The organism is Achromobacter denitrificans NBRC 15125 (assembly GCF_001571365.1).
Lineage (GTDB): Bacteria > Pseudomonadota > Gammaproteobacteria > Burkholderiales > Burkholderiaceae_B > Achromobacter > Achromobacter denitrificans.
In genome coordinates this window covers 1-26177 of record NZ_BCTQ01000062.1, presented here as the reverse complement: position 1 = coordinate 26177, position 26177 = coordinate 1, and the positions used below count along the sequence as shown (strand labels likewise).

At 69.2% G+C, this 26177-nt stretch carries 25 protein-coding genes; 20 read left to right on the top strand and 5 right to left on the bottom strand.

The genetic code is table 11. The features are described from left to right. The first annotated feature begins 717 nt into the window (after positions 1–717). From ADE01S_RS29380 to ADE01S_RS29350, 7 genes are all read left to right on the top strand, one after another. On the top strand, positions 718–3069 hold the full coding sequence (locus tag ADE01S_RS29380) for a bifunctional salicylyl-CoA 5-hydroxylase/oxidoreductase (protein ID WP_062685301.1): 2352 nt from the start codon (positions 718–720) through the stop codon (positions 3067–3069). Then, positions 3066–3857 (top strand): SDR family NAD(P)-dependent oxidoreductase, encoded by a 792-nt coding sequence (locus tag ADE01S_RS29375; protein WP_062685300.1) that lies wholly within the window; start codon positions 3066–3068, stop codon positions 3855–3857. The genes ADE01S_RS29380 and ADE01S_RS29375 overlap by 4 nt, the downstream gene beginning before the upstream one ends. Before the next feature lie 42 nt (positions 3858–3899). Next, positions 3900–4757, top strand: coding sequence for an enoyl-CoA hydratase family protein (locus tag ADE01S_RS29370; RefSeq protein WP_062685299.1), 858 nt, complete (start codon positions 3900–3902; stop codon positions 4755–4757). 114 nt (positions 4758–4871) lie between these two features. Further along, positions 4872–6041, top strand: coding sequence for an acyl-CoA dehydrogenase family protein (locus ADE01S_RS29365; RefSeq protein ID WP_062685298.1), 1170 nt, complete (start codon positions 4872–4874; stop codon positions 6039–6041). 62 nt (positions 6042–6103) lie between these two features. After that, complete coding sequence (locus tag ADE01S_RS29360) at positions 6104–7744, top strand: AMP-binding protein (RefSeq protein ID WP_062685297.1); 1641 nt, start codon at positions 6104–6106, stop codon at positions 7742–7744. A gap of 20 nt (positions 7745–7764) precedes the next feature. After that, the gene (locus tag ADE01S_RS29355) at positions 7765–8190 is read left to right on the top strand and encodes an acyl-CoA thioesterase (RefSeq protein ID WP_062685296.1); all 426 of its coding nucleotides are present in this window, start codon (positions 7765–7767) and stop codon (positions 8188–8190) included. 37 nt (positions 8191–8227) lie between these two features. Next, on the top strand, positions 8228–8635 hold the full coding sequence (locus ADE01S_RS29350) for a RidA family protein (protein ID WP_062685295.1): 408 nt from the start codon (positions 8228–8230) through the stop codon (positions 8633–8635). A 445-nt stretch (positions 8636–9080) separates the two neighbouring features. Here ADE01S_RS29350 and ADE01S_RS29345 read toward each other — a convergent pair whose 3' ends face one another. After that, positions 9081–10067 carry an AraC family transcriptional regulator gene (locus ADE01S_RS29345; RefSeq protein WP_062685294.1) on the bottom strand — a complete coding sequence of 329 codons (987 nt, stop codon included), beginning with the start codon at positions 10065–10067 and terminating at the stop codon, positions 9081–9083. 252 nt (positions 10068–10319) lie between these two features. On the opposite strand from ADE01S_RS29345, the gene ADE01S_RS29340 reads away from it, so the two are divergent. From ADE01S_RS29340 to ADE01S_RS29315, 6 genes are read left to right on the top strand one after another with little or no spacing between them, the layout of a single operon-like run. Beyond that, positions 10320–11498, top strand: a complete 1179-nt coding sequence (locus ADE01S_RS29340; protein WP_062685293.1) for an ABC transporter substrate-binding protein — start codon at positions 10320–10322, stop codon at positions 11496–11498. 28 nt (positions 11499–11526) lie between these two features. After that, on the top strand, positions 11527–12771 hold the full coding sequence (locus tag ADE01S_RS29335; RefSeq protein ID WP_062685292.1) for a dienelactone hydrolase family protein: 1245 nt from the start codon (positions 11527–11529) through the stop codon (positions 12769–12771). A gap of 9 nt (positions 12772–12780) precedes the next feature. Then, complete coding sequence (locus tag ADE01S_RS29330) at positions 12781–14127, top strand: aromatic ring-hydroxylating dioxygenase subunit alpha (RefSeq protein WP_062685291.1); 1347 nt, start codon at positions 12781–12783, stop codon at positions 14125–14127. Further along, positions 14118–14651 carry an aromatic-ring-hydroxylating dioxygenase subunit beta gene (locus ADE01S_RS29325; RefSeq protein WP_062685290.1) on the top strand — a complete coding sequence of 178 codons (534 nt, stop codon included), beginning with the start codon at positions 14118–14120 and terminating at the stop codon, positions 14649–14651. Before ADE01S_RS29330 ends, ADE01S_RS29325 begins: the two co-directional genes overlap by 10 nt. Next, positions 14648–15268 (top strand): cysteine hydrolase family protein, encoded by a 621-nt coding sequence (locus ADE01S_RS29320; protein WP_062685289.1) that lies wholly within the window; start codon positions 14648–14650, stop codon positions 15266–15268. Before ADE01S_RS29325 ends, ADE01S_RS29320 begins: the two co-directional genes overlap by 4 nt. 9 nt (positions 15269–15277) lie before the next feature. Further along, the gene (locus ADE01S_RS29315; protein ID WP_062685288.1) at positions 15278–16111 is read left to right on the top strand and encodes an SDR family oxidoreductase; all 834 of its coding nucleotides are present in this window, start codon (positions 15278–15280) and stop codon (positions 16109–16111) included. Here ADE01S_RS29315 and ADE01S_RS29310 read toward each other — a convergent pair. After that, positions 16101–17861, bottom strand: a complete 1761-nt coding sequence (locus ADE01S_RS29310; RefSeq protein ID WP_062685287.1) for a flagellar assembly protein A — start codon at positions 17859–17861, stop codon at positions 16101–16103. The genes ADE01S_RS29315 and ADE01S_RS29310 overlap by 11 nt on opposite strands. Positions 17862–18129: 268 nt before the next feature. Between ADE01S_RS29310 and ADE01S_RS29305 the strand changes: the two genes are divergently transcribed. After that, positions 18130–18882: a lytic transglycosylase domain-containing protein gene (locus tag ADE01S_RS29305; RefSeq protein WP_062685286.1), complete on the top strand. Its 753-nt coding sequence runs from the start codon at positions 18130–18132 to the stop codon at positions 18880–18882. A 36-nt stretch (positions 18883–18918) separates the two neighbouring features. Here ADE01S_RS29305 and hemL read toward each other — a convergent pair whose 3' ends face one another. From hemL to ADE01S_RS29290, 3 genes are read right to left on the bottom strand one after another with little or no spacing between them, the layout of a single operon-like run. Next, positions 18919–20196, bottom strand: coding sequence for a glutamate-1-semialdehyde 2,1-aminomutase (hemL, locus tag ADE01S_RS29300; RefSeq protein WP_062685285.1), 1278 nt, complete (start codon positions 20194–20196; stop codon positions 18919–18921). A 5-nt stretch (positions 20197–20201) separates the two neighbouring features. Then, the gene (gene thiE / locus ADE01S_RS29295) at positions 20202–20867 is read right to left on the bottom strand and encodes a thiamine phosphate synthase (RefSeq protein ID WP_062685284.1); all 666 of its coding nucleotides are present in this window, start codon (positions 20865–20867) and stop codon (positions 20202–20204) included. Further along, positions 20864–21673 (bottom strand): hydroxymethylpyrimidine/phosphomethylpyrimidine kinase, encoded by an 810-nt coding sequence (locus ADE01S_RS29290; RefSeq protein WP_087881464.1) that lies wholly within the window; start codon positions 21671–21673, stop codon positions 20864–20866. Before ADE01S_RS29290 ends, thiE begins: the two co-directional genes overlap by 4 nt. A gap of 155 nt (positions 21674–21828) precedes the next feature. Between ADE01S_RS29290 and ADE01S_RS29285 the strand changes: the two genes are divergently transcribed. The 6 genes from ADE01S_RS29285 to ADE01S_RS29260 all read left to right on the top strand — a co-directional run bounded on the left by ADE01S_RS29285 (position 21829) and on the right by ADE01S_RS29260 (position 26092). Next, positions 21829–21993: a rubredoxin gene (locus tag ADE01S_RS29285; protein WP_025515484.1), complete on the top strand. Its 165-nt coding sequence runs from the start codon at positions 21829–21831 to the stop codon at positions 21991–21993. Positions 21994–22145: 152 nt separating this feature from the next. After that, positions 22146–22733 carry a YqgE/AlgH family protein gene (locus ADE01S_RS29280; RefSeq protein ID WP_062685282.1) on the top strand — a complete coding sequence of 196 codons (588 nt, stop codon included), beginning with the start codon at positions 22146–22148 and terminating at the stop codon, positions 22731–22733. Continuing rightward, entirely contained in the window at positions 22726–23127 is a 402-nt protein-coding gene (gene ruvX / locus ADE01S_RS29275) for a Holliday junction resolvase RuvX (RefSeq protein ID WP_062685281.1), read from the top strand. The genes ADE01S_RS29280 and ruvX overlap by 8 nt, the downstream gene beginning before the upstream one ends. Before the next feature lie 21 nt (positions 23128–23148). Further along, positions 23149–24069 carry an aspartate carbamoyltransferase gene (locus tag ADE01S_RS29270; RefSeq protein ID WP_062685280.1) on the top strand — a complete coding sequence of 307 codons (921 nt, stop codon included), beginning with the start codon at positions 23149–23151 and terminating at the stop codon, positions 24067–24069. Then, complete coding sequence (locus ADE01S_RS29265) at positions 24066–25355, top strand: dihydroorotase (protein WP_062685279.1); 1290 nt, start codon at positions 24066–24068, stop codon at positions 25353–25355. Before ADE01S_RS29270 ends, ADE01S_RS29265 begins: the two co-directional genes overlap by 4 nt. Beyond that, positions 25352–26092 (top strand): lysophospholipid acyltransferase family protein, encoded by a 741-nt coding sequence (locus ADE01S_RS29260; protein ID WP_062685278.1) that lies wholly within the window; start codon positions 25352–25354, stop codon positions 26090–26092. Before ADE01S_RS29265 ends, ADE01S_RS29260 begins: the two co-directional genes overlap by 4 nt. The last annotated feature ends 85 nt before the right edge of the window (positions 26093–26177 follow it).

Below are 26177 nucleotides of genomic sequence, written 5' to 3'. Positions count from 1 at the left end.
TGGGGGCGCTGCGCGATTGTGGACGGGATGCTGGTGCCTGATACCTGTGTGAGATGACGGTCCCTGTGTGAGATGACGGTCCGTCCGTCACTTGAACCCCGCCGCCGGATGGGTGGCGCGCGTACGGGTCTGCCTGCGCAAGCGGCTGCCCAGCGCGCCACCCATCACCGCTCACCCCCCCAACGCTGGGCGGGCCTTCAGCACACCACCCTCCGCATGCGCGAACGCGCACACCATTCCAATACTCACCACCGCGTATGCCATTTTCGGCCGCCCGGGCGGCCGAAAATGGCGGGCCCCGCAAGACTCGTCAATGAGCCCGGCTCTAGCAGCGCCTCAAGCCTAGACACGCGTAGCCCGTCGGCGCGGGTGGCGTGGACGCGAGCAACCTCGATGCGCCCGAGGGAATCTGAAGGAACCGCCGCAGGCGGTGACGAAGATGACGACGGGGCAAGTCCGGAGCGAAGGCTCCGGACCGCAATCGTGGGCGCGAGCGTCCGCGACGCCCGTGCCGGCGGGCGGCACAAGAACCCGACTCTCCGCCCTTCTTTTTTAGCGTCCCCATTTAAACGCCAACCGATCTAGATACTTTCCCCATTTGCAACCCACCCCGGTCAGGTATATATTTCAAGCCTAAACTATCAAGGTTTAAATCTCTGCGGCCCCCAGCTCCAGGAACATCGAGCGGTTGTCGCGTACCACGGAGCGTATACGGCAATGAAAATAGCCTGCATTGGCGGGGGTCCCGCCGGTCTGTATTTCGGTCTGCTCATGAAATTGCAGAATCCCGAAAACGAAGTCACCGTGATCGAGCGCAACCGGCCGTACGACACCTTCGGCTGGGGCGTGGTGTTCTCCGACGCCACCATGCAGAACCTGCGCGAAGCCGACCCCGTCTCCGCCCAGACCATCGGCGACGCCTTCAACCATTGGGATGACATCGACATCCATTTCAAGGGCCGCAGCATGCGCAGCAGCGGCCACGGTTTCATCGGCATCGGTCGCAAGAAGCTGCTGAACATCCTGCAGGCGCGCTGCGAGGACGTGGGCGTCAAGCTGGAGTTCGAGAACTTCGTGCAGGACGACCAGGCCATCGCCCGCGAATACGACGCCGACCTGGTGATCGCCTCGGACGGCATCAACAGCCAGATCCGCACCCGGTACGCCGATACTTTCCATCCGGATATCGACCAGCGCCGCTGTCGCTTCGTCTGGCTGGGCACGAAGAAGGTGTTCGACGCCTTCACTTTCGCCTTCGTGCAGACCGAGCACGGCTGGTTCCAGGCGCACGCCTACCGCTACGAAAACGGCATGTCCACCTTCATCGTGGAAACGCCGGAGGAAACCTGGCAGGCCGCCGGCATCGAGCAGATGAGCCAGGAAGAGGGCATCGCCTACTGCGAAAAGCTGTTCGCGCCCTGGCTGGACGGCAATCCGCTGATCAGCAACGCGTCGCACCTGCGCGGCTCGGCGATCTGGATCCGTTTCCCGCGCGTGATCTGCAATACCTGGGTGCACTGGAACACGCTGGAAACCGCCCGCGGCCAGCGCCGCGTGCCGGTCGTGCTGATGGGCGACGCCGCCCACACCGCCCATTTCTCGATCGGCTCCGGCACCAAGTTGGCGCTGGAGGACGCGATCGAGCTGGCGCGCTGCCTGAGCGGCGCCGAGGGCAGCGTCGAGGCCGGCCTCAAGCACTACGAGGAAGTGCGCAGCGTGGAAGTGCTGAAGATCCAGAACGCCGCCCGCAACTCCACCGAGTGGTTCGAGAACGTCGCGCGCTACGCCGACCTGGAGCCTGAACAGTTCGCCTATTCGCTGCTGACCCGTTCGCAGCGCATTTCGCACGAGAATCTGCGCCTGCGCGACCCCGCCTGGCTCGAAGGCTTCGAGCGCTGGATCGCGGAGCACGCCGGCGAGGCCACGGCCCCGGGCGCGCGTCCGGCCCTGCCCATGCTGACGCCCTTCAAGGTGCGCGGCGTGCGGCTGAAGAACCGCATCCTGGTGTCGCCGATGGCGATGTACTCGTGCGTCGAGGGCGTGCCGGGCGACTTCCACCTGGTGCACCTGGGCGCCCGCGCCATGGGCGGGGCGGGCCTGGTCATGGTGGAAATGACCTGCGTGTCGCCGGACGGCCGCATCACCCCGGGCTGCCCGGGCCTGTGGAACGACGAGCAGCGCCAGGCCTTCACCCGCATCGTCGATTTCGTGCACGGCAACAGCGATGCGCGCATCGGCGTGCAGCTGGGTCATGCCGGCCGCAAGGGATCCACGCAGCTGGGCTGGCAGAAGATCGACCATCCGCTGGCCGAGGGCAACTGGCCGCTGATCTCCGCGTCCGCGCTGCCGTACATCGAGGGCGTGTCGCAGACGCCGCGCGCCATGACCCGCGCCGACATGGACGAGGTCCGCGACAACTTCGTCGCCGCCGCGCGCCGCGCCGAGCAGGCCGGCTTCGACTGGCTGGAACTGCACTGCGCCCACGGCTACCTGCTGTCGAGCTTCATTTCTCCGCTGACCAACCAGCGCGAGGACGACTACGGCGGCAGCCTGGAGAACCGCCTGCGCTTCCCGCTGGAAGTGTTCCGCGCCGTGCGCGCCGTCTGGCCGGAGAACAAGCCCATGTCGGTGCGGATCTCCGCCAGCGACTGGGTCGAAGGCGGCATCACGGCCGACGACGCGGTGGAGATCGCCCGCCACTTCAAGGCCGCCGGCGCCGACATGATCGACTGCTCGTCGGGCCAGGTCAGCAAGGAAGAAAAACCGGTCTACGGCCGCATGTTCCAGACGCCGTTCGCCGACCGCGTGCGCAACGAGGCCGGCATTCCCACCATCGCGGTGGGCGCCATCTTCGAGGCCGACCATGCCAACGGCATCATCGCCTCCGGCCGCGCGGACCTCTGCGCCCTGGCGCGTCCCCATTTGGCCGACGCCTCATGGACGCTACGCGAAGCGGCCAGGGTGGGCTACCGTGACGTAACGTGGCCCAGCCAGTACTTCGCCGGCAAGCGCCAGCTGGAAACCAACTTCGAACGCGCCGCCGCCATGGCGCAACTGGATATCAAATGAACCCAACTCCGCTTCCCCTGGCCGGGCGCCATGCCCTGGTGACGGGCGGCGCCCGCGGTATCGGGCTGGCTTGCGCCCGGGCGCTGCTGCAGCGCGGCGCCCGCGTCACGCTGCTGGGCCGCGACGGCGCGGCCCTGGATGCCGCGACCGACAGCCTGGCCCGCCTGGGCCAGGTGCAGGCCGTCAGCGCGGACATCGCCGACGAGGCTTCGGTGCGGGCGGCGTTCGCCCAGGCCGAAGTCGAGTTCGGGCCGGTGCAGGTGCTCGTCAACAATGCGGGCCAGGCGGTCAGCGAACGCTTCGACCGCACCGACTCCGCCCTGTGGCAGTCCATGATCGCGGTCAACCTGACCGGCACGTTCAACTGCATCCAGGCCGCCCTGCCGGGCATGCTGAAGGAAAAGTGGGGGCGGGTCATCAACGTGGCCAGCACCGCCGGCCTGATCGGCTACGGCTACGTCAGCGCCTACTGCGCGGCCAAGCACGGCGTGGTCGGGCTGACCCGCTCGCTGGCGCTGGAAGTCGCGCTGAAGGGCGTCACCGTCAACGCCGTCTGCCCCGGCTATACCGAAACCGACATCGTGCGCGGCGCGGTCTCGAACATCGTCGACAAGACCGGCATGTCGCCGGAAGCCGCCCGCGCCAAGCTGGCGGAACGCAATCCCCAAGGCCGCCTGATACAGCCCGAGGAAGTGGCCGAGACGGTCGCCTGGCTGGCGCTGCCCGCCTCGGCCTCCGTGAATGGCCAGGCCATCGCCGTCGATGGCGGCGAAGTGATGACCGGCTGAGGCCGGCCGCCCATCCACCCCGAATCCAAGAATGGAGACACCATGAGCACCCAGCCCGAAGAACACACCATGAAGCACCACAAGCGCCCGTTCGCCGGTTACCAGGCGAAGACGTTCCTGTGGGAGGTGTCGGCCGACGGCAAGATCGGCACGGTCACCCTGAACCGCCCCGAGCGCAAGAACCCGCTGACGTTCGATTCCTACGCCGAGCTGCGGGACCTGTTCCGGGCGCTGGTGTACGCCACCGACATCAAGGTGGTCGTGGTGACGGGCGCGGGCGGAAACTTCTGCTCGGGCGGCGACGTGCACGAGATCATCGGGCCGCTGACCAGGATGTCCATGCCCGAACTGCTGGACTTCACCCGCATGACGGGCGACCTGGTCAAGGCCATGCGCGCCTGCCCGCAGCCCATCGTGGCGGCGGTCGACGGCGTCTGCGCCGGCGCCGGCGCCATGGTCGCGCTCGCTTCCGACCTGCGCCTGGGCACGCCGCTGGCGCGCACGGCCTTCCTGTTCACCCGGGTGGGCCTGGCCGGCGCCGACATGGGCGCCTGCACGCTGCTGCCGCGCATGATCGGCCAAGGCCGCGCTTCCGAGCTGCTGTACACCGGCCGCGCCATGACGGCGGAAGAGGGCGCCAGCTGGGGCTTCTTCAACGCGCTGCACGAGTCCGGCGCGCTGGCCGACGCCGCGCAGACCCTGGCCGCGCAGTTGGCCGCGGGCCCGACGTTCGCCCACGGGGTCACCAAGAAGCTGCTGCACCAGGAATGGAACATGGGCGTGGACGAGGCCATCGAGGCGGAAGCCGAGGCGCAGGCCATCTGCATGCAGACGCGCGATTTCCATCGCGCCTACGAAGCCTTCGTGGCGAAACAGAAGCCGGTATTCCAGGGGGATTGATGGTCCACCCCCGAGGCGCCTGCGGCGGACCGGCGGAGCCGGATCCGCGCGATCCCGCCCGGGGACGGCCGGCTTGATGGACAAGGAATGGGTTGGAGCGATGGAGAACGCAAGATGAGTGATATGAGCTGGCTGGATTGGCCTTTCTTCGACGACGCGCACCGCAAGCTCGCGCGCGAGGTGGACGCCTGGTGCGAGCAATCGCTGGGCGATGTCGACCACCATGACGCGGACGCGGCGTGCAAGAAGCTCGTGAAGGCCATGGGGCAGGCCGGCTGGCTGCGCTACGCGGTGGCGGGCGGCCCGGGCGGAGCCTGGGGCGGCGCGCTGCCGGAGGTGGATTCGCGCTCGGTCTGCATCCTGCGCGAGACGCTGGGCCGGCATGAAGGGCTGGCGGACTTCGCGTTCGCCATGCAGGGGCTGGGCAGCGGCGCGATTTCGCTCATGGGTTCGGACGAGCTCCGCCAGCGCTACCTGCCGCGCGTGGCGCGCGGCGACGCCATCGCCGCCTTCGCGCTGTCCGAGCCGGACGCGGGGTCGGACGTGGCGGCGCTGGCCTGCGAGGCCAGGCTGGACGGCGACCACTATGTGCTCAACGGCGCCAAGACCTGGATCTCCAACGGCGGCATCGCGGACTTCTATTGCGTGTTCGCTCGCACCGGCGAAGCGCCGGGCGCCCGCGGCATCAGCGCCTTCGTGGTGGATGCCGGCACGCCGGGATTCGAGATCAGCGAACGCATCGACCTGATCGCCCCGCATCCGCTGGCGACCATCACGTTCGACGACTGCCGCATCCCGGTGTCGCATCGCCTGGGCGACGCGGGCCAGGGATTCAAGCTGGCCATGATGACGCTGGACATCTTCCGCGCCTCCGTGGCGGCCGCCGCGCTGGGGTTCGCGCGCCGGGCGCTGGACGAGGCGCTGGCGCGCTCCAAGTCGCGCCGCATGTTCGGCCAGACCCTGGCCGACCTGCAACTGACGCAAGCCGCGCTGGGCGACATGGCCACCGCCATCGACGCGTCGGCGCTGCTGACGTACCGCGCCGCGTGGATGCGCGACGTGCAAAAGGTGCGCACCACGCGCGAAGCGGCAATGGCCAAGATGACGGCCACGGAATCGGCGCAGGCCGTGATCGACCGCGCGCTGCAGATGTTCGGCGGCGCCGGCGTGGTGTCGGGGATGCCGGTGGAGAAGCTCTACAGGGAAATCAGAGCGCTGCGTATCTACGAAGGCGCCACCGAAGTGCAGAAGTTGATCATCGCCCGTGAACTGCTGAAAGCGTAAGGAAGCCATCGAGCTCCGGCGCCCAGGCAAGCAACAACACCGCATAAGCCAAGGGGAATTTCATGGAAGCATCCGCCCACATCGACACCTTTGCCCGGGACAACCTGCCCCCGGGCGAACAATGGCCCGAGTTCCTGCTCGATGGTCCCGACGTGGCCTATCCCAAACGCTTCAACTGCGCCGTCGAGCTGGTGGACGCCATGGCCGATCGCGGCCATGGCGACCGCGTTGCGCTGCGCTGGCGCCAGGATGGCAAGCCGGCCGCGATGACCTACCGCGAGCTGGCGGCGCTGAGCAACCGCATCGCCCGGGTGCTGACCGAAGACATGGGGCTCGTGCCCGGCAACCGCTTGCTGCTGCGCGGCCCGAACAACCCGATGATGGCCGCGTCCTGGCTGGCCGCGGTCAAGGCCGGGCTGGTCACCGTGCCCACCATGCCGCTGCTGCGCGCCAAGGAGCTCAAGCAGATCATCGACAAGGCCCAGGTGCAGGCGGTGCTGTGCGATGTCCGCCTGAAGGAAGAGGCGGATTTCTGCGTGCAGCCCGGCCATGAGCATCATTGCCCGGCGCTGTCGAAGGTCATGTATTTCAACGATGGCGCCGTCGATGCGCTGGACGCGCTGGCCGCGGCCAAGCCCGACACCTTCGATGCCTGCGACACCGCGGCCGACGATGTGTGCCTGATCGCTTTCACCAGCGGCACCACGGGCGCGCCCAAGGGCTGCATGCATTTCCATCGCGACGTGCTGGCGATGTGCGACCTGTTCCCCAAGCATGTCATCAAGCCGGGGCCGGACGACATTTTCTGCGGCACGCCGCCGCTGGCCTTCACGTTCGGCCTGGGCGGCCTGTTGTGCTTCCCGCTGCGCGTGGGCGCCAGCACGGTGCTGGCGGAAAAGCTGTCGCCGGAGAGCCTGCTGGAGCTGATCCAGGAATTCCGCGCCACCATCGTCTTCACCGCGCCGACCTTCTACCGGCAGATGGCGGCGCTGGTGGGCAAGTTCGACATTTCGTCGCTGAAGAAGAGCGTGTCGGCCGGGGAGGCCCTGCCCGACGCCACGCGCCAGCTCTGGAAGCAGGCGACCGGCATCGAGATGATCGACGGCATCGGCGGCACGGAAATGATCCACGTGTTCGTGTCCAGCCCGCCCGAGTCGGTGCGCCGCGGCGCGATCGGCCGGGTCGTGCCGGGCTATGTGGCGCGTATCGTGGACGACGAGATGAAGCCGGTGCCCAACGGCACGGTGGGCCGGCTGGCGATCAAGGGCCCCACGGGCTGCCGCTACCTGGCCGACGAGCGCCAGCGCCGCTTCGTGCAGGACGGCTGGAACCTGCCGGGAGACACCTTCCTGCAGGACGACGACGGCTATCTGTTCTACCAGGCGCGCAACGACGACATGATCGTTTCCGCGGGCTACAACATCGCCGGTCCGGAAGTCGAGGACGCCCTGTTGCGCCACGAGGCCGTGGCCGAATGCGGCGTGGTCGGGGCGCCGGACGAGGAGCGCGGCCAGGTGGTGAAAGCCTTCGTGGTGCTCAAGCCGGGCTACGAGGCGGGCAGCGAGCTCACGGCCGCGTTGCAGCAGTTCGTCAAGGCCAGCATCGCGCCCTACAAATACCCTCGCGCCATCGAGTTCGTGGATGCGCTGCCGCGCACCGAGACGGGCAAGCTGCAGCGCTTCGCGCTGCGCAAGATGGCGTGAACCGGCACCAAGGAACCCTCATGGCAGCTCCCTTCATCAGCCAGGTCGAAGTCCGCTTCCGTCATTGCGATCCGGCGGGCATCGTCTTCTATCCGCGCTACTTCGAGATGATCAACGACTTCGTCGAGGAGTGGTTCGACAAGGGGATGGGGCTGCCGTTCCACGCATTGCACGTGGAGAGGCATATCGGCACGCCGACGGCGTCGGTGCAATGCGATTTCAGCGCGCCCAGCCGCTGGCACGAGCGGCTGCGGCAGGTGCTGGAGGTGCAGCGCATCGGCGGCGCCTCGTTCAAGGTGCTGGTGAAGTTCGAAGGACCGGACGGACAGCTGCGCCTGGCGGCGACGCTGACGATCGTGACGGTGGATTTACGGACGATGAAGTCCATGCCGCTGCCTGCGGATCTGCGGGAACGCATGCAGGCTTATCTGGTTCCCGCGGCGTGAGCGGCGGGTTTGTTTTTCTTGATAATAGGATGACGTTATGAAGATTCTGCAACCGCCGGATTGGATGGCGCCCCGGGGCTATTCGAATGGCGTGCTCACCGAGATGGAGGTGGGCAGCAAGCTCGTGTTCGTGGGCGGGCAGGTGGGGTGGAATGGCCAGCAGCAGTTCGAAACGGACGACCTGGCGGAGCAGGTGCGCCAGACGCTGGCGAATATCGTTGCGATCCTGGCGGAAGGCGGCGCCGGGCCGGAGCACATTGTGCGGATGACCTGGTACGTGACGAACAAGGAAGAATACGTGGCGGCGTACCCCGCCATCGGCAAGCACTACCGGGAGTACATCGGCCGCCACTTTCCGGCGATGACGGCGGTGGAAGTGGCGGATCTGGTTGAGGATCGGGCCAAGGTGGAAATCGAAGTCACGGCGGTGGTGCCGGCGCGGTGATCGCGGCGGCTGTTTGCGGGTTGCAGGCTGAGGGCGTTAGTTCTTGAGACGCCCGTCGTGTCGGGGGCCTGGGGTGCGCGGGTCAACGATTGCGGTCCGGAGCCTGCGCTCCGGCCTGCCCCCTTGTCATCCTCGTCCTCGCCTTCGGCGACTCCTTCGGATTCCCTCGGGCTTATCGACTCCCCGCGCACCCCAGGCCCCCGACACAACGGGCTCCGTCAGTTGCAATCTGACGTTCGCCGGAGCGGGCGGCGTGCTTGGGGTTCTCGCCGCGGGTGGGAAGGTGGTGGAAGATCTTGCGTTGCCCGCCCCATGCCGGCCGCGCGGGCGGCCTCGTGGGGCTTACGCGGCGTCTTGCGGTTGGTGATGACGCTGCGCGCTGTTGTTGATATGGTCAGGTGTCAGACACCTGCGGAAACTCTCGCGGCATCTTGGTGTGCCGCCGTTATCCCAGCACACGCCGCGTTTCGCGCGGCAATTCTCCGAAGCGTTCGCGGTAATACTCCGAAAACCGTCCCAGGTGTCCGAACCCCACGCCCAGCGCGACCTCGGTCACGCTGGCGCCGGCCTGCGCCTGCAACTTCCGCCTGGCCGTGTCCAGCCGCAGCGCGCGCAGGGCGTTCATGGGGGTGGTGTCGCGGTGTTCCTGGAACAGGCGCGTCAGGGCGCTGGCGCTGGCGCCGGCGTGGCGGGCGATGTCGATCAGGGTCAGCGGAGCGGACAGGTGCTCGCGCATGTAGGACTCGGCCAGCGCCAGGCGGCGCGGGACGGCGGGCGGTAGGCCGGCGCGGGCCTGCCAGCTGTTGGGCTGGTTGTAGAACAGGTGCAGCACCAGCGTGTCTTCCAGGTGTTCCAGCCAGGCCGCGGGCGGGCGCGGGGCGCCGTCGTCCAGCGTGGGCAGCAGGTGGATCAGGCTGGCGACCATGCTGCGCCAGGCGGCGCCGACCGGCGTGTCCAGCCGCAGCGCGGGGCTGAAGTCCAGCGGGCCGGCGGCGGCCTCGCCGAAGGCGCGCAGGCCGATGGCTTCCAGTTTTCCGCGCGGGATCTTGAGCAGCAGCTGTTCGCAGCCGGCTTCCCAGTGCAGGCGCAGCGGGCGGTTGGGGGCGATGACGGCGGCGCAGGTGGGGTCGGCGTTGACGCGGTCGCCGCCGCATTCGATACAGGCGCGGCCGCGCAGGGGCACCTGCACCAGCATGAAGTCCTGCAGCCTGTCGGGTTCGATGTGGACTTCGGCGCCGTAGCGCAAGGTACAGACTGTCAGGGAGCCGAAGCGGGCCCGGTTCAGTTGGGCATCCACGCGGCCGCCCTTCCACGTCAGCCGGTGTTCCTTCAGGGCTTCGGACACGAGCGCCCGCGTTTCGTCCTGCTGGGTAGAGCTGAAGACGCGCCGTTTCAACAGGGGCGCCAGCGTGAGTCGTGACCAGCCATGCATGCATGCCTCCGGGACGGGAACGCTCCCGTATCTGAGGCCAGGGTAATGTAAACGGCAGGCCCTTGGAATTAAGTGAATCCCGGATAAGCCTGACGGTAATCGGATAGAGCGGCGCCGCCCTCCGGCCTACTCTAAGGCCTGTGCGCGGGCGCCTGCGAGGCCCCCGCGTCCATCGGCAGCACGCATCGACCGGGGCAGACGGATTCTGTCAGCGTGGCGCCGGCGGGACCGGCGGGGAAAACGGGGTGGTTCATGAATCGAAACCTATGGTGCCGGCGCGCGCTGGCGGCGCTGGCCTGTCTGGCCGCCGCGGCCAGCGCGTCGGCGGCCGACAAGATCAAGATCGGCTTGCTGACCACGCTGTCCGGACCCGGCGCGGCGCTGGGCAACGAGATCCGCGACGGCTTCAATCTCGCGCTGCAACATACGGGCGGCAAGCTGGGCGGGTTGCCGGCGGAAGTCGTGGTGGCGGACGACCAGCAGAAGGCCGATACCGGCCGCCAGGCGGTGGAGCGCCTGCTCAAGCGCGACCGCGTGGACGTGATGACCGGCATCGTGTTCTCGAACGTGCTGCTGCCGGTGATGCCGGCCATCCTGCAATCGGGCACCATCTATCTCAGCACCAACACCGGGCCGGAGAACTACGCGGGCGCGGGCTGTAATCCCAATTTCTTCGCGGTCGCCTGGCAGAACGAGGACATCCCCGCCGCGATGGGCAAGTACGCCGCGGACCAGGGCTACAAGCGCGTGGCGCTGATCGCGCCCGACTATCCCGGCGGGCGAGAATCGCTCAACGGCTTCAAGCGCCTGTACAAGGGCGGCCTGTCCGAGGAAATCTATACCCAGCTCGGCCAGCTGGACTACGGCGTGGAGATCACGCGCCTGCGCGCGAGCAAGCCCGACGCGGTGTTCTTCTTCCTGCCGGGCGGCATGGGTGTGAACTTCATCAAGCAGTTCAACGGCGCGGGCCTGAGCAAGGAAATCGCGCTGCTGGCGCCGGGCTTCTCGGGCGACGAGGACACCATCGCGGCCGTCGGCGCGCCCATCGAGGGGCTGCGCAACACGTCCCAGTGGGCCGCCGACCTGGACAATCCCGCCAACCGCAAGTTCGTCGACGACTTCACCAAGGCCTACAAGCGCAGCCCCACGCTGTACGCGTCCCAAGGCTATGACGCCGCCATGCTGCTGGACAGCGCGGTGCGCCAGACCGGCGGCAAGCTGGGCGCGGACGCGCTTCGCCCGGCGCTGCGGCGCGCGGACTTCAAGTCCGTGCGGGGGGATTTCAAATTCAACAGCAATCAGTATCCGGTGCAGAACTACTACCTGCGCATCGTCGAGGCGGGCGCGGAAGGCAAGCTGTCCAACAAGCTGTCGGGCACGGTGCTGACCCAGTACCAGGACCCGTTCGCCGCTTCCTGCCGGATGAAGTAGGGCGCTTGCCCGCAACCAGGAGAGACGCATGACCCAGAGCATTACGACGCGCGACGTGACGGTCGCCTCGCACGATGGCAAGTCCTTTGGCGCCTATCTGGCGGTGCCGGCGTCCGGGCGTGGCCCGGGCCTGGTGCTGTGCCAGGAGATTTTCGGCGTGAACGACTTCATGCGCCGCGCCGCGCAGTTGCTGGCCGAGGAAGGCTACGTGGTGCTGGTGCCCGACCTGTTCTGGCGCCAGCAGCCGGGCATCCAGCTGACGGACGGCCCGGCCGACATGCCGCGCGCCTTCGAACTCTACAAGGGCTTCGACGTGGAGCTGGGCCTGCGCGATATTGCCTCGACCATCGCCGTGCTGCGCGAGCTGCCCGAGCAGGAGGGCGGCGTGGGCGTGCTGGGCTATTGCCTGGGCGGCAAGCTCGCCTATCTGGCCGCCTGCCGCACCGACGTGGACGTGGCCGTGGGCTACTACGGCGTGGGCATCGAAGACAGCCTGGCCGAGGCCGAGGGGCTGCGCGGCCGGCTGGTGCTGCATATCGCCGAGCAGGACGGCTTCTGTCCGCCGCCGGCGCGCCAGCGCATCCTGGAGGCGCTGGGCGGCAAGCCCGGCGTGGAACTGTACGTCTATCCGGGCATGGACCACGCGTTCGCGCGCACCGGCGGCGACCACTACGACAAGCCATCCGCGCTGATGGCGCACCAGCGCAGCATGGCCGCGCTGCAGCGCGCCATCGGGCCGGAGTTCGATTATTCGTACCTGTGGGACAAGCACTGCGAGTACGAATTCGGCACGCGCGACGTGGCGGCCACGATGGCCACCATGGTGGCCGAGCCCTACGTGAATCACATCCCCACCATGACGGGCGGCGTGGGCTACAAGGAGCTGAGCCGCTTCTACCAGCATCATTTCGTCAACAGCAATCCGCCCGACACCCGCCTGGTGCCGCTGTCGCGCACGGTGGGCGCCACGCAGATCGTGGACGAACTGCTGTTCTGCTTCACGCACACGACCGAGATCGACTGGATGCTGCCCGGGGTTCCGCCCACGGGCAAGTACGTGGAGATCCCGCTGGTGGCCATCGTGAAGTTCCGCGGCGACAAGCTCTACCACGAGCATATCTATTGGGACCAGGCCAGCGTGCTGGTGCAGGTGGGCCTGCTGGATCCGAAGGGCCTGCCGACGGCCGGCCGCGAAACGGCGGCGAAGCTGCTGGACGAGACGCTGCCGTCCAACACGCTGATGGCGCGCTGGAAAGACAGCGAAGGCAAATAGGAGGCGGCCATGTCATATACCGAAGCGCAACTGGCGGCCATGGTGCGCGGCGACAGCGTGCATCGCGCCGTCTACACCGATCCCGCCATTTTCGACCTGGAGATGCAGCGCATCTACGGCCGCGCCTGGGTCTACGTGGGCCATGAAAGCCAGGTACCCAGGACGGGCGACTATCACACCACACGGGTGGGCGACCAGGACGTGCTGATGGTGCGCGCCGCCGACGGCCGCGTGCACGTGCTGTACAACCGCTGTCCCCACAAGGGCGCCAAGGTGGTGGCCGACGGCGACGGCTGCGCGGGCAAGTTCTTCCGCTGCCCGTATCACGCCTGGACCTTCAAGCTGGACGGCAGCCATCTGGGCGTGCCGCTCAAGCAGGGCCTGGAAGGCACTTCCTACGACCCGGCCGATCCGTCGTTCTCGATGCGGCGGCTGCCGCGGGTGGAAAGCTATCGCGGCTTCGTGTTCGCCAGCCAGTCGGCGCAGGGGCAGGGCCTGGAGGAATTCCTGGGCGGCGTGCGCTCGTCCATCGACAACCTTTGCGACCGCTCGCCGGTGGGCGAGGTGGAAGTGGCGGGCGGCATCTTCCGCGTGATGCAGCGCTCCAACTGGAAGGTGTTCTACGAAAACCTGCACGACACCATGCACGCCCGGGTCACGCACGAGTCTTCGTATGCCGCGGCCCGCGACGAGGCCAAGGAGATCGGCGAGATGCCGCTGGAACTCCACATCATGGACGGCAACGGCGAGCCCTACGAATTCTGGGAAAAGCTCGAATTGCGCGCCTACGCCAACGGCCACGGCTACATGGAAGGCATCTTCAATCCAGGCGCGGCCGAGCGCGATCCGGTATCGCGCGCGCATTTCGAGACGCTCACCGCCGCCTACGGCGAAACCCGCGCCCGCGAGATCCTGGGCATGAACCGCCACAACACGGTGATCTACGGCAGCGGCTCGCCCCACACCGTGTTCCAGCAGTTCCGGGTAATCCGCCCCATCGCGGTGGACCGGACGATGATCGAGATCCAGACGTTCCGCTGCAAGGGCGCGCCGGACGGCGTGTTCAAGCGCGCCATGCTGTACGCCAACGTCATCAATTCGCCTTCGTCCAACGTGATGCCGGACGACATCGAACTCTACAACCGGTGCCAGGAAGGCAACGCCACGCGCGGCGGCGACTGGGTCAGCATGCACCGCTACCACGGCAGCGACCGCAGCGACGCGGACGGCATGGTGTCGCTGAACGGCACCAGCGAGCTGCCGATGCGCAACCAGTTCCACGCCTGGAAGACCTATATGGAAGCCGGCGCCGCGCAGACGGGCGCGGCCGCCACGGGAGGCGCCGCATGCTGCTAGACCTTGATTTCGACGTCGCGACCGATGCCCTGTCACCCGCCGACGTGCCGGCCGATGCCTACCACCGCATCGCGCAGTTCCTGTATCGCGAGGCCCGCCTGCTGGACGAGCGCCGCCATGCCGACTGGCAGGCGCTGTGGACGGCGGACGGCATGTACTGGATGCCGCGCAAGCCGGGCCAGCAGAGCCCCTACGACCACATCTCGTTGTTCTGGGAAGACCGCATGCTGCGCGACGTGCGCATCCGGCGGCTGGAACATCCGCGCAACTGGTCGCAGCAGCCGCCCACGCGCAGCGCGCGGCTGGTGGGCGGGGTGCAGGTGGAGGGCGTGGACGCGGGCGGCAACCTGGTCGTGCATTCCGTCTTCCAGATGACGGAGTGGCGCAAGCGGCAGCCGCGCCAACTGGCCGGCCGCTATACCCACAAGCTGGCCGCCGACGGCGACGGCTGGCGCATCCGCATGAAGCGGGTGGACCTGGTCAATTGCGACGACGTGCACGACGTGTTCGAGGGGTTCGTGTGAGCGCGCCGGACGCCGCGGTGCTGGCGCTGCACTACCAGAACGACGTGCTGCATCCCGAGGGCAAGATCCGAGTCGGGCTCGACGCGGACGGAACGGCGCGGCGACGCCTGCTGGACGGCGCCGCCGCGTTGCTGGCGGGCGCGCGGGCCGCCGGCCTGCCCATCGTGCACGTGCGCATCGCCTTCCGTCCGGACTACGCCGACCTGCTGGCCAATTGCGACATCTTCCGCAACGTGGCCGCGATCGGCGCGGTGGCGGAAGGGGCGTGGGGCAGCGCCTTCTACGAGGGCTTGCAGCCGCTGGCCGGCAGCGCGCGCGAGTTCGTGGTGAAGCACACCCGCATCAGCGCGTTCCACGGCACGCCGTTGGAGGAAACCCTGCGCGTGCTGGGCGCGCGCCGGCTGGTCGTGGCTGGAGTCGCCACGCATTCGGTGGTCGAGGGCACGGTGCGCCACGCGGCAGACATCGGCTACGAGGTGATGGTGGCACAGGACGCCTGCGCCTCGGCCGACCCGGCGGTCCACGAGGCGTCGCTGGCCAGCATGCGCCTGGTCGCGCGCACCGCCACGGTGGCCGACGCGCTGCGCTGGGCGGCCGCGCCGCTTGAGTGTCGATAAGGAAGAATCATGGATTTCACCGGATTTCCCGGCGTGGCCGGCAAGACCGCCATCGTGACGGGCAGCACCCAGGGGCTGGGCGCGGACATCGCGCGCGGTCTCGCCGCGGCGGGCGCCAACGTGGTGCTGGTCGGGCGCAACGCCGAGGCGGGGCGGGCGCTGGAAGCGGCGCTGGCGGGGCGGGCGTTGTATTGCGAGACGGATATCGGGCAGGACGACCAGATACGGCGCTGCCTCGACGCGGCGCTGGCGCGCTTCGGGCGGCTGGACATCCTGGTCAACAACGCCTGCCAGTACGCCGACCGCGGGCTGGCGTCCTCCCGCGAGGAATGGCACCGCACCCTGGACACCAACCTGGTGTCGGCGGCCATTTTCACGCAACTGGCGGCGCCCTCGCTGCCGCGCGGCGGGGTGGTGGTGAATATGGGCAGCACGGGCGGCAAGTTCGGCGCGGCGGGGCGCGCGCTGTACCCCGCGTCCAAGGCGGCCCTGCTGCAGATCACCAAGAATTTCGCCGTGGAGCTGGCGCCGGCCGGCGTGCGGGTGCTGGCGGTGTCGCCCGCCTGGACCTGGTCGCCGTCGGTGGAGCAGTTGTCGGGCGGGTCGCGCCAGGCGGCCGACGCCGTGGGCGCGCATTTCCATCCGCTGGGCCGGGTCGGGTCGGGCGAGGAAATCGCCGCCGCCGTGTGTTTCGCCTGCTCGGACGCGGCTTCCTGGATGACGGGCGTGGATATCCCGGTGGACGGCGGATTCTCCATCCTCGGACCCGACCGCGGCATTTCGCCGCGGGCCTGGTTCAAGGAGCTGGCGCCGCCGGCGCCGGCGGGCGGCGTCAGCGGATGACGATCTGCCCTTCTTCCAGCCCGGCCTTGCCGCCGATCTGGTCTTCCAGGAATTCCTGCATCTTGTTGCCCAGCTGAATCGTCACGCCGCTGCAAAAGCGCTTGGCGGCGCCGATGGTGGCGGTTTGCAGGGGCTGGAGTTCGCGCGCCAGCTGGGCTTCCTCCACCTCCAGTTCCAGCAGTTCGTGGCCCAGCTTGGCGTGGGTGTTGCGGGCGCGTTCGGCCACGTCGGCCGGGGCGCGCTGGGGATTGGTCTGCAGGAAGGTCAGCAGCTTTTCCAGCTTGGCCTTTTCCTCGTTCATCTTCTGGCGCTTGCGCGTCAGCGCCGTGCGCTTGATGTCGGCGTGCGGATCGAGGCCGGCCTGCACCAGGGTGGGAATGCCGGAGGGGGCGCCGATGGTGCCGGCGCGCACGCTGCGCAGGGCGCGGGTCTGCCCGCCCGCGATGGCGCTTTGCTGCGTATTGGGCGGGCCGACGTTGATGCTGCCGCCGGCGGCGATATTGCTCTGGCGGATTTCGCGCTCCACTTCCACGTCCTGGCCGGCGCTGACGATCGCGTTGGCGATGAACCGGGCGCGCAGCGCCCCGCCACAGACGATGCGGGCGGTGCGGGCGGCGGCCGCGGCGTCCTGCAGCGCCTCGGCCGTGCCGATGATGCCGCCCTTGACCGTGACGCTGCCGCCGGCTTCCACCAGCGCGGCTTCCATGGTGCCGTTGACGACCACGTCGCCGGTCACGCGGACTTCCATGGTGGCGCTGATGTCGCCGCGGACTTGCAGCGAGCCCTCGAAATTGATGTTGCCCGTCGACAGGTTGACCGCGTCCACCTCGACCATGGGATTGACCTGCACGCCGTGGCTGACCAGGGTGGGCGTGCCGGCGATGGCGGCGCGCAGCAGCAAGGGGTCGTCCGGATCGATCTCCACGCCCGCCAGTTCCTTGGCGAACGGCGTGTCGGGCATTTCGTCGGGCAGCACGGGCGCGCCCAGCACGTCGGTGCCGTCCACGCCAGGCAGCGGCGGCACGCGGCGCATCAGCGGCGTGCCGGGCGATACCAGCAGCAGGTTGCCGAGGTCGCGGTAGTCGACCTGGGCCAGTTCGTCGATATCCTCGCCGCGGGGCTTCAGGCGGTCCAGCAGGCTTTCGAAGCGGGTGGGGGTGCCGCGGGTGGGCGGCGTGCCCTGAGCGACCAGCACGGTTTCACGGCTGCCCTGGCTGACCGCCTCGGCCAGTTCGCGGTCCAGCACGCCGTGGACGATGCCCTGGTCGGCCAGCGCCTGGCGCACGTCCATCAACGAGACGGGCTTGCCGCCTTTGGGCGGGTGCAGGGTCAGCAGCGCCGACATGCGGTCGGCGTCCAGCTCCACTTCGAAACTGCCGTCGACGACCATGCCCACCGGCCCCTGGACGGTGTCGTCGGCCTGGCGGCATTGTTCGATGAAGGCCAGCACCGCATGGCTGTCCAGCGCCTCGGCGGACCAGCCCTGCGCGACGGCGGCGGCGGCCAGCGTGTCCCAGGTGGGGAGGTCGGCATTGAAGGCGGGCGCGTCGATGGCCGGATCGGCCAGCGCGACGTCGGTGTCTTCGCCGTCTCCATTGCCATCGCCGTCGCGCTCGGCCGTCGCGGGCGCGGCGGAGGCCTCCTCCGGCCCGGCGGCGGCCGGGTCGGGACGAGACGGCGGCGTATAGCTTGCCGTCAGCACCAGGGTACCGGCGTCCAGCGTCAGCTGGAGCATGTTTGTTGCGTCCATCTCAGCCTCTCCCGCTTGGCGCTGACGGCCAAGTTCACTCATTTGGTAATGATACGAAATATTAGGTCATATTCTAACGCAAGCAGCTAGGACTACTGGAAAGTAGTTGTACTAGGACCGTCCGCAAGCCCTAATGCCGTCCCTGTTTTGCCCTGGGCGCGCCCGCGCGGGCGCAGGATTAGGACGTCGGCAGGAGCGACAAAACCGCGTCGCCGCAGCAGCATAAGAACTCGCCAACGCGTCCTCGGACGCCGCCGGAGCCCCGTCCATGCACTGCCATGCCCATTCCATCTTCCCGGCCCTGCGCGCCTTCCTGGCGCGCGCCGGGAGCATGGCGGCGCTGGCGGCCTTCGTGGCGGGCGCTCTGGCGCTGGCGCCCGCCCGCCCCGCCGAGGCGGCCGATATCTACCGTTACAAGGACCCCTTCGGCGTCTGGCGGGCGATGAAGGTGCCCACCGGCCATGCCAAGTATTACAAGCGGGCGCAGGCCCGGGCGGCCTGGCGCGGAGGGGGGGTGAAGGTCTGTCTGTCCTGCGATCCCAAGTCGGGCGACGGCGCGCGCCTGGCCTCGCTGGACCCGACGCCGCGCGCCTTGCGCTGGGGCGAGGCCAAGCCGCCCACCGCGCACGACGGGCTGATCGCGCGGGCCGCCCAGGATTCCGGGGTGGACCAGGCCCTGCTCACCGCCGTGATCGCCATCGAATCGGGATTCCGCAGCGACGCGCGCTCGCCCAAGGGCGCGCTGGGCCTGATGCAGTTGATGCCGGCGACGGCGGCCCCGCTGCTGGCGGTCGACGACGTCGAGACCGCCCTGGTGGACCCGGCCACGAACGTGAGGGCGGGATCGCGCCACCTGCGCCGGCTGATCGACCAGTATCCCGGCCGGCTGGACCTGGCGCTGGCGGCCTATAACGCCGGCGAAGGCGCGGTGCGCAAGTACGACGCCGTGCCGCCCTATGCGGAAACCCAGGCCTACGTGCGGGACGTCACCGCCCTGTACGAGCATTACAAGGCGCCCTGAGGGGCGGCCGCGGGCCGGCCCCCCCGGGGCGCGCCATTACATCGATTTGAAGACCTTGTCCGCGATGTCCAGCGTGGACTGGATCACGGCGTCGTCGTGGGTGGCCGACACGAAGCCGGCCTCGAATGCCGAGGGCGCGAAGTGCACGCCGTGGTCCAGCATGGCATGGAAGAAGCGGTTGAATGCCGCCGTGTCGCAGGCCGAGACCTCGGCGAACGACGCCGGCACCTTGTCGCTGAAATAGATGCCGAACATGCCGCCCACCGAATCCGCGGAAAACGCCAGGCCGGCGGCGCGCGCGCGCGCTTGCAGGCCCTGGGCCAGCTTGGCGGTCTGGGCCGACAGCTTGTCGTAGAAGCCGGGAGCGGCGATCAGGCGCAGCGTGGCCAGGCCGGCGGCCACGGCCACCGGGTTGCCCGACAGCGTGCCCGCCTGGTAGACGCCGCCCAGCGGGGCGATGTGCTTCATGATCTCGGCGCTGCCGCCGAAGGCGCCCACCGGCATGCCGCCGCCGATCACCTTGGCCAGCGTGGTGATGTCGGGCTTGACGCCGGTCAGGCCCTGCACGCCTTGCGGGCCCACGCGGAAGCCGGTCATGACTTCGTCGAAGATCAACAGCGCGCCGTGCTGCGTGCAGACTTCGCGCAGGCCTTCCAGGAAGCCCGGGGCCGGCTTGATGAGGTTCATGTTGCCGGCGACCGGCTCCACGATGATGCACGCGATATCGGCGCCGTGCTGGGCGAAGGCTTCGCGCACGGCTTCCAGGTTGTTGTATTCCAGGGTCAGCGTGTGCGACACGAACTCGGGCGGCACGCCGGCCGAGCTGGGGTTGCCGAAGGTCAGCAGGCCGGAGCCGGCCTTGACCAGCAGGCTGTCCGAGTGCCCGTGGTAGCAGCCTTCGAACTTCACGATCTTGGCGCGGCCGGTGGCGCCGCGCGCCAGGCGGATGGCCGTCATGGTGGCTTCCGTGCCCGAGCTGACCAGGCGCACCTGTTCCAGCGAGGGCAGGCGCGAGATCAGGACCTCGGCCAACTCGATTTCCGCTTCGGTGGGCGCGCCGAACGACAGGCCGTTGACGGCGGCTTCCTGCACCGCGCGCACCACGTCGGGGTGCGAGTGGCCCAGGATGGCGGGGCCCCAGGAACCGACGTAATCGATGTACTGCTTGTCTTCCGCATCCCACACGTAAGGACCTTGCGCGCGCTTGATGAAGCGCGGCGTACCGCCCACTGAGCGGAAGGCGCGCACGGGCGAGTTGACGCCGCCGGGGATGCTGCGGCAGGCGCGTTCGAATAGCTGGGCGTTACTGGACATGGCGTTCAAGGCTTGCGGTTGGGGTTGGCGGAATAGGGCGCGGCGCAGGCCGCCGCGGCGGCACGGATGCTGGGCGCTTCGAAAAGGGCGGTGATGACGGCGATGGAATCGGCGCCGGCCTGCGCCACCAGCGGGGCGTTGGCCGGCGTGATGCCGCCGATGGCCACGACGGCCGGGCGCGGCGCGTCGCGCTCGTCCGTCAGGCGGCGGGCCTCCGTCAGGACCGAGAGCGGCGCCCGCACGGTGTCGGGCTTGACCGTCGAGGCGAACATGGCCCCGAAGGCGATGTAGTCGGCGCCGGCGTCGAGCAGTTCGCGGGCGCGGCCGAGATCGTCGTAGCTGGAGCCGCCGAGGATCAGGTCGGGGCCGGCCTCGGCGCGGATGCGCGCCAGGCTGTCGTCGTCGCGGCCGACGTGGGCGCCGTCGGCGCCCACTTCCAGCGCCAGGCGCCAGTCGTCATTGATCAGGAACACCACGCCCAGTTCACGGCACAGCGGCGCCAGCGCGCGCGCCTGCTCGGCGCGCACGGCGTCGGGCACGTTCTTGCGGCGCAGTTGCAGCGCGCGCATGCCGCCTTCGGCGGCCTTGCGGACCGCCTGGAGCAGGCGCTCGGTGTCGTCCCATTCGGGGGTGACGCCGTACAGGCCGGAGGGAAAGCGCAGCGGTTTCATTGCGGTTGGATCCGGTTGGGGATGCGCCGGCCCATGCCCGGCAGGAAACTGGCGGCGATGGCGGCATCGGCGTGGGCCAGGCCCTGGCGCACGGCTTCCGGCATCTCCAGGCCCCGCGCCAGCATGGCGGCGATGGCGGTGGCGGCCACGCCGCCCGCGTCGCCGTTGCGGTCGGGGGGCGCCTGCCAGGGCAGGGTGCTGGTCTGGCCGTTGGGGCCGAGCAGCATGTTGGCATAGTGGCCCGGACGCTGGGGGCTGCCCAGGACGAGCACCCATTCCGCGCCCGCCGCCACCAGGGCGTGCATGGGAGAAGGTGCGTCCCCGATATCGATGTCGCCGTCGGCATGCCATTGCGCCAGGCGCAGGTGCTCGATGACCAGCAGGTCGGTCTGCGGCAGCACCAGCTCCAGGGTGGCGGCCAGCAGGTCGTCGGCCTCGTCCTCGTCGGCGGCATTGTCCGGCGGCTGGGCGCGCTGGCCCAGGTGCAGGACCAGGGGCACCTGGCTGTAGTCGGCGGCGACCTGCGCGGCTACGCTGGCCGTTTCCGCGGTGTATAGTCCGCCCACCTTGATGGCCTGCACCGACATGTCTTCGAGCAGGCAGCGCGCCTGGTCGTCCAGCAGGTCGGGCGAAACGGGATGGACTTCTTCGATGCCGGCGGTATCGCGCACGGTCAGCGCGGTCACGGCCGCCAGGCCATGGCAGCCCAGGCGGGCGCAGGTGACGGCGTCTGCCGGCAAGCCGTCGGAGCCCGAGGGATCGAGCGGACCGAAGACCAAAACGAGAGGGGGAGTAACGGGGGCCACTTGGACAGCGCTTGAGTAAGGGTACCCGGACTCATTTGCGACGAATCAGGGGAACCCCTATTGGGTTTCGGTAAGATTGTCCCCATTCTAATGGAAGCCCCTTACCTTTGCCCTGCCGCCGGGGCGAGGGCCGGGATTTGATGTAAGAGAGAACTATGCGTACTTGGATGTGTTTGATTTGCGGCTGGGTCTACGATGAAGAATCCGGCCTGCCCGACGAGGGCATTGCGCCCGGCACCCGCTGGGAAGACGTGCCGCCGAATTGGGTCTGTCCCGAATGCGGCGCGCGCAAAGAGGACTTCGAACTGATGGAAATCTGACGCGGCACCGCCGACATATTCCGCCAAGGCTCGTAAGATGGGATTCAAGCCCCATCCCTCGCAACCGTAGGACGGCCTGCCGCAAGGCATGATGAGCCGCGTTCGCGCGGCCCGTCCTCCGGTTCTCTCAGACCACCCACGAAGGGGTTGCCATGACGGAAAAACATAACGACGAATCCACGACGCAGGCGGCCAATTTCGCCAACCAGTTCCTGATCGCCATGCCGGGCATGGTGGAAGGCAGCCTGGCGGGCTCGGTCATCTACGTTTGCGAACACACCGAGCGTGGCGCGCTGGGCCTGGTCATCAACCGGCCCACCGACCTGACGCTGGGCACCTTGTTCGAACGCATCGACCTCACGCTTGAGATCGGTCCCGTGAAAGACACCCTGGTTTTCTTCGGCGGTCCGGTGCAGACGGACCGCGGTTTCGTGCTGCACGCGCCCGCGGGCGACTACAGCTCCAGCATCAAGCTCGGCGACATGGCGCTGACCACCTCGCGCGACGTTCTGCAGGCCGTCGCCGAAGGCAACGGGCCGGCGCGCATGCTGGTCACGCTCGGCTATGCCGGCTGGGGCGCGGGCCAGCTCGAAAGCGAGATGGCCCAGAATGCCTGGCTCAGCGTGGGCGCCGACGACAGCATCATCTTCGACGTGCCGCCCGAGGACCGCTACCCCGCCGCGCTGAAGCTGCTGGGCATCGATCCGGTGATGCTGGCGGGCGACGCGGGCCATGCCTGAAGAAACCCTGCTGGCCTTCGATTTCGGCGAGAAGAAGATCGGCGTGGCCATCGGCAACACGCTGACGCGCCAGGCGCGCCCGTTGGAAATCATCTTCGGCGAAGTCCGCGAGGCGCGCTTCGGCCGCATCGCGGCGCTGCTGCAGGAATGGCAGCCGCGCCGCGTCGTGGTCGGGCTGGCACTGGACTCCGACGGCGGCGAGCAGCCGGCCACCGCGCGCTGCCGCCGCTTCGCCAATCAGTTGCACGGCCGCTACGGCGTCGCCGTCGAACTGGTCGACGAGCGCGGCTCCAGCATGGAAGCGCAGCGCCTGCTGGGCACGCATGCCGCCGATGACGCGATGGCGGCGGCTGTTATCCTGCAACGATATCTCGACACCCTGCCGGCGGCCTGACGCTCGCCGCCCGGCTTGCCTATGCTCAATCCGCAACTCGATCGCCGCGGCGAACTGATACACCTGCTGACCACCGAAGGCTTGCCCCGGCGCCACGTCGAGCGGCTGCTGGAGGCCGCGCGCGGCTGCGCCGCCGGCGCTACGCCGCAAGGCGGCCCCGCCTCCGGGCTGCCGGTGTTCCTCTGCCTGCCCGAAGACGCCGCCCGCGACCGCGACGCCTATGCGGCCGCCGCTTCCGGCCTGTCGCTGCGGCCGGTGGAACTGGACGCGCGGGCTGGCGACGCGCTCGCCGGCACCGTCGCCGGCCTGGAGCCGGGCTTGCTGGTGCTGCGCCACGCCGCCAGCGGCGCGGCCCATTGCGCGGCGGCCCACGCGGCGCCGGGCCTGCGCGTGCTCAACGCGGGCGACGGCAGCCATGCCGATCCCGTGCCGGCCCTGGCGCTGGTGCAGGCCATGCTGGAGTCCGGGCTGGACCTGACCAATATCGCGGCGACGCTGGTGGGCGACGTCCTCCACTCGGGCGTGGCGCGCTCGGTCATCCATGCCATGACGACGCTGGGCGTGCCGGAAGTCCGCGCGGCGGCGCCGCGCAGCCTGCTGCCCGTGGGCCTGGCGCAACTGGGCGCGCGCGCCTGCGCCTCGCTGCGCGAGGGGCTGCAGGACGCCGACGTCGTGATCGTCCTGCCCCTGGGCGTGGAGCGGCTGAGCGGCGCGCTGCTGCCCTCGGCCCGCGAGTACGCGCATGCCTGGGGCCTCGCGCCCGGCGTGCTGGCCGGCGCCCGGCCCGAGGCGCTGCTGCTGCCCGCGGGTGAGCTGACGCCCGGCGTCGAGGTCGACGGCGACGTCGCGGCCAGCCTGGCGCCCATGCAGGCGCGGCTGGACGGGCTGGAACAGAGCCTGCGCCAGGCCGCCCTGGCCGTGCTGGCGGGAGACGCGCCATGAGGCTGCACATCGCCAACGGTCGGCTCATCGATCCCGCGAACGGGGTGGACGGCGAGCACGATCTCTACATCGCCGACGGCCACGTCGCGGCGGTGGGCCAGGCGCCCGACGGCTTCCACGCCGATCGCCGGCTCGACGCCCGGGGGCTGGCGGTGCTGCCGGGCCTGGTCGACCTGTCCGCGAGGGTGACCCAGCCGGGCGCCGCGGCCTTCGCGCCCGCTGAACTGCGCGCCGCCCTGGCCGGCGGCGTGACCACGCTGGTATTGCCGCCGGACGCCGGCGCGCCTCTGGACGAGCCGGGCAAGGTGGACGCCTTGATGCGCCAGGCCGAACCCGGACACTGTCGGGTGCGTCCGCTGGGCGCGATGACGGTCGGGCTCGCCGGCGAAACGCTGGCGGAAATGGACCTGCTGGCCGCGGCCGGCTGCCTGGCCTTCGCCCAGGGCGACCTCGGCATCGCCGACACGCGAGCGCTGTGGGGCGCCATGCGTTATGCCAGCGGCCAGGGGCACGCCCTGTGGCTGCGGCCGCAAGATCCCTGGCTGGCCCGCGGCGCGGTCGCCGCCAGCGGCGCCTATGCCGAACGCCTCGGCCTGCAGGGGTTGCCGCCGCAGGCCGAGACACTGGCCCTGCAAACCATTTTCGAATTGCAGCGCGCCACCGGCGCGCGCGTGCACCTGGCCCGCCTGTCGACCGCGGCCGGCCTGGACCTGCTGCGCGCCGCCAAGCGCGAAGGCCTGCCCGTGACGGCCGACGTCTCGGCCAACAGCCTGCACCTGACCGACGTCGACATCGGCTTCTTCGATACGAATTTCCATCTCCAGCCGCCACTGCGCGGCCAGCGCGACCGCGCCGCCATCCAGGCCGCGCTCGCCGACGGCGTGATCGACGCGCTGTGCTCCGACCACACGCCGGTCGAGAGCCAGGCGAAGGCCGCGCCGTTCCCCTTGTCCCAGCCCGGGGCCACGGGGCTGGAGCTGCTGCTGTCGCTGGCCCTGAAGTGGGCGCGCGACAGCCGGCGGCCCGTGTCCGAAGCGCTGGCGCGGGTCACCAGCGGCCCCGCGGCCGTGCTGCGCGCGATCACGCCGCTGGCGCCGCCGGCCGGCCAATTGGGCGTGGGGGCGCCGGCCGACCTGTGCCTGGCCGACCTGGACGCCGAATGGCTGATAATGCCCGGCGCGCTGCAAAGCCGCAGCGGCCACACCCCGTTCGCGAGTATGATGCTGCCCGGCCGTGTACGCGCCACCGTCGTGGGTGGCAGCCTGGCCTGGGAGACTACGGTTTGAAGCTGCTGCGCTTTGTCCTGAGGCTGTTCCTCGTGGTGCCCTGGATACTCTTCGGCCTGCTGTGCGTGGGCCTGGTGTATCCGATGCTCGGAAACCGCGCGCGCGCCTGGCTGAACCGCCGCTGGTCGCGCTGCCTGATGGCGTTCTGTGGACTGCGGGTCATCCTGAAAGGCGAACCGCGCCTGACCGGCCCGGTGCTGATGGTGGCCAACCACGTCTCGTGGATCGACATTTTCGTGCTGAACTCGGCCCGCGCCATGTCCTTCGTCGCCAAGAGCGAAATCCGCAGCTGGCCGATCATCGGCTGGCTCGTCGCCGGCGCCGGCACTCTCTTCATCGAACGCGGGCAGCGCCACGCCGTGCACGCGATGGGCGAAGCCATGCAGGCCCGCTTCAAGCAGGGCGACGCCGTGGGCCTGTTCCCCGAAGGCACGACCAGCGTAGGCTTCGAACTGCTTCCCTTCCACGCCAGCCTGTTCGAACCCGCCCGCTCCGCCGCCGTCGAAATCCAGCCCGTCGCGCTGCGTTTCCTGCAGCACGGCCAACGCAGCGGCTACGCCGCCTTCGTCGGCGAGGAATCCCTGGTCGCCAACCTCTGGCGAGTGCTGGGCGTGACCGGCCTGGCCGTCGAGGTTGTGTTCCTGCCCCCGCTGCCCGCCCGCCATCCCGACGGCACCCTGCCCACCCGCCTCGAACTCTCCCACCAGGCCCGCGACGAAATCCTGAGCGTGCTGTAACGCCGGCGACACCGGCGTCCGAAGGGCGCCGGAACGAATTGCGCCGCTCTTCCCAGGTGCCTTGACACCCGAGCGACGCTTCACC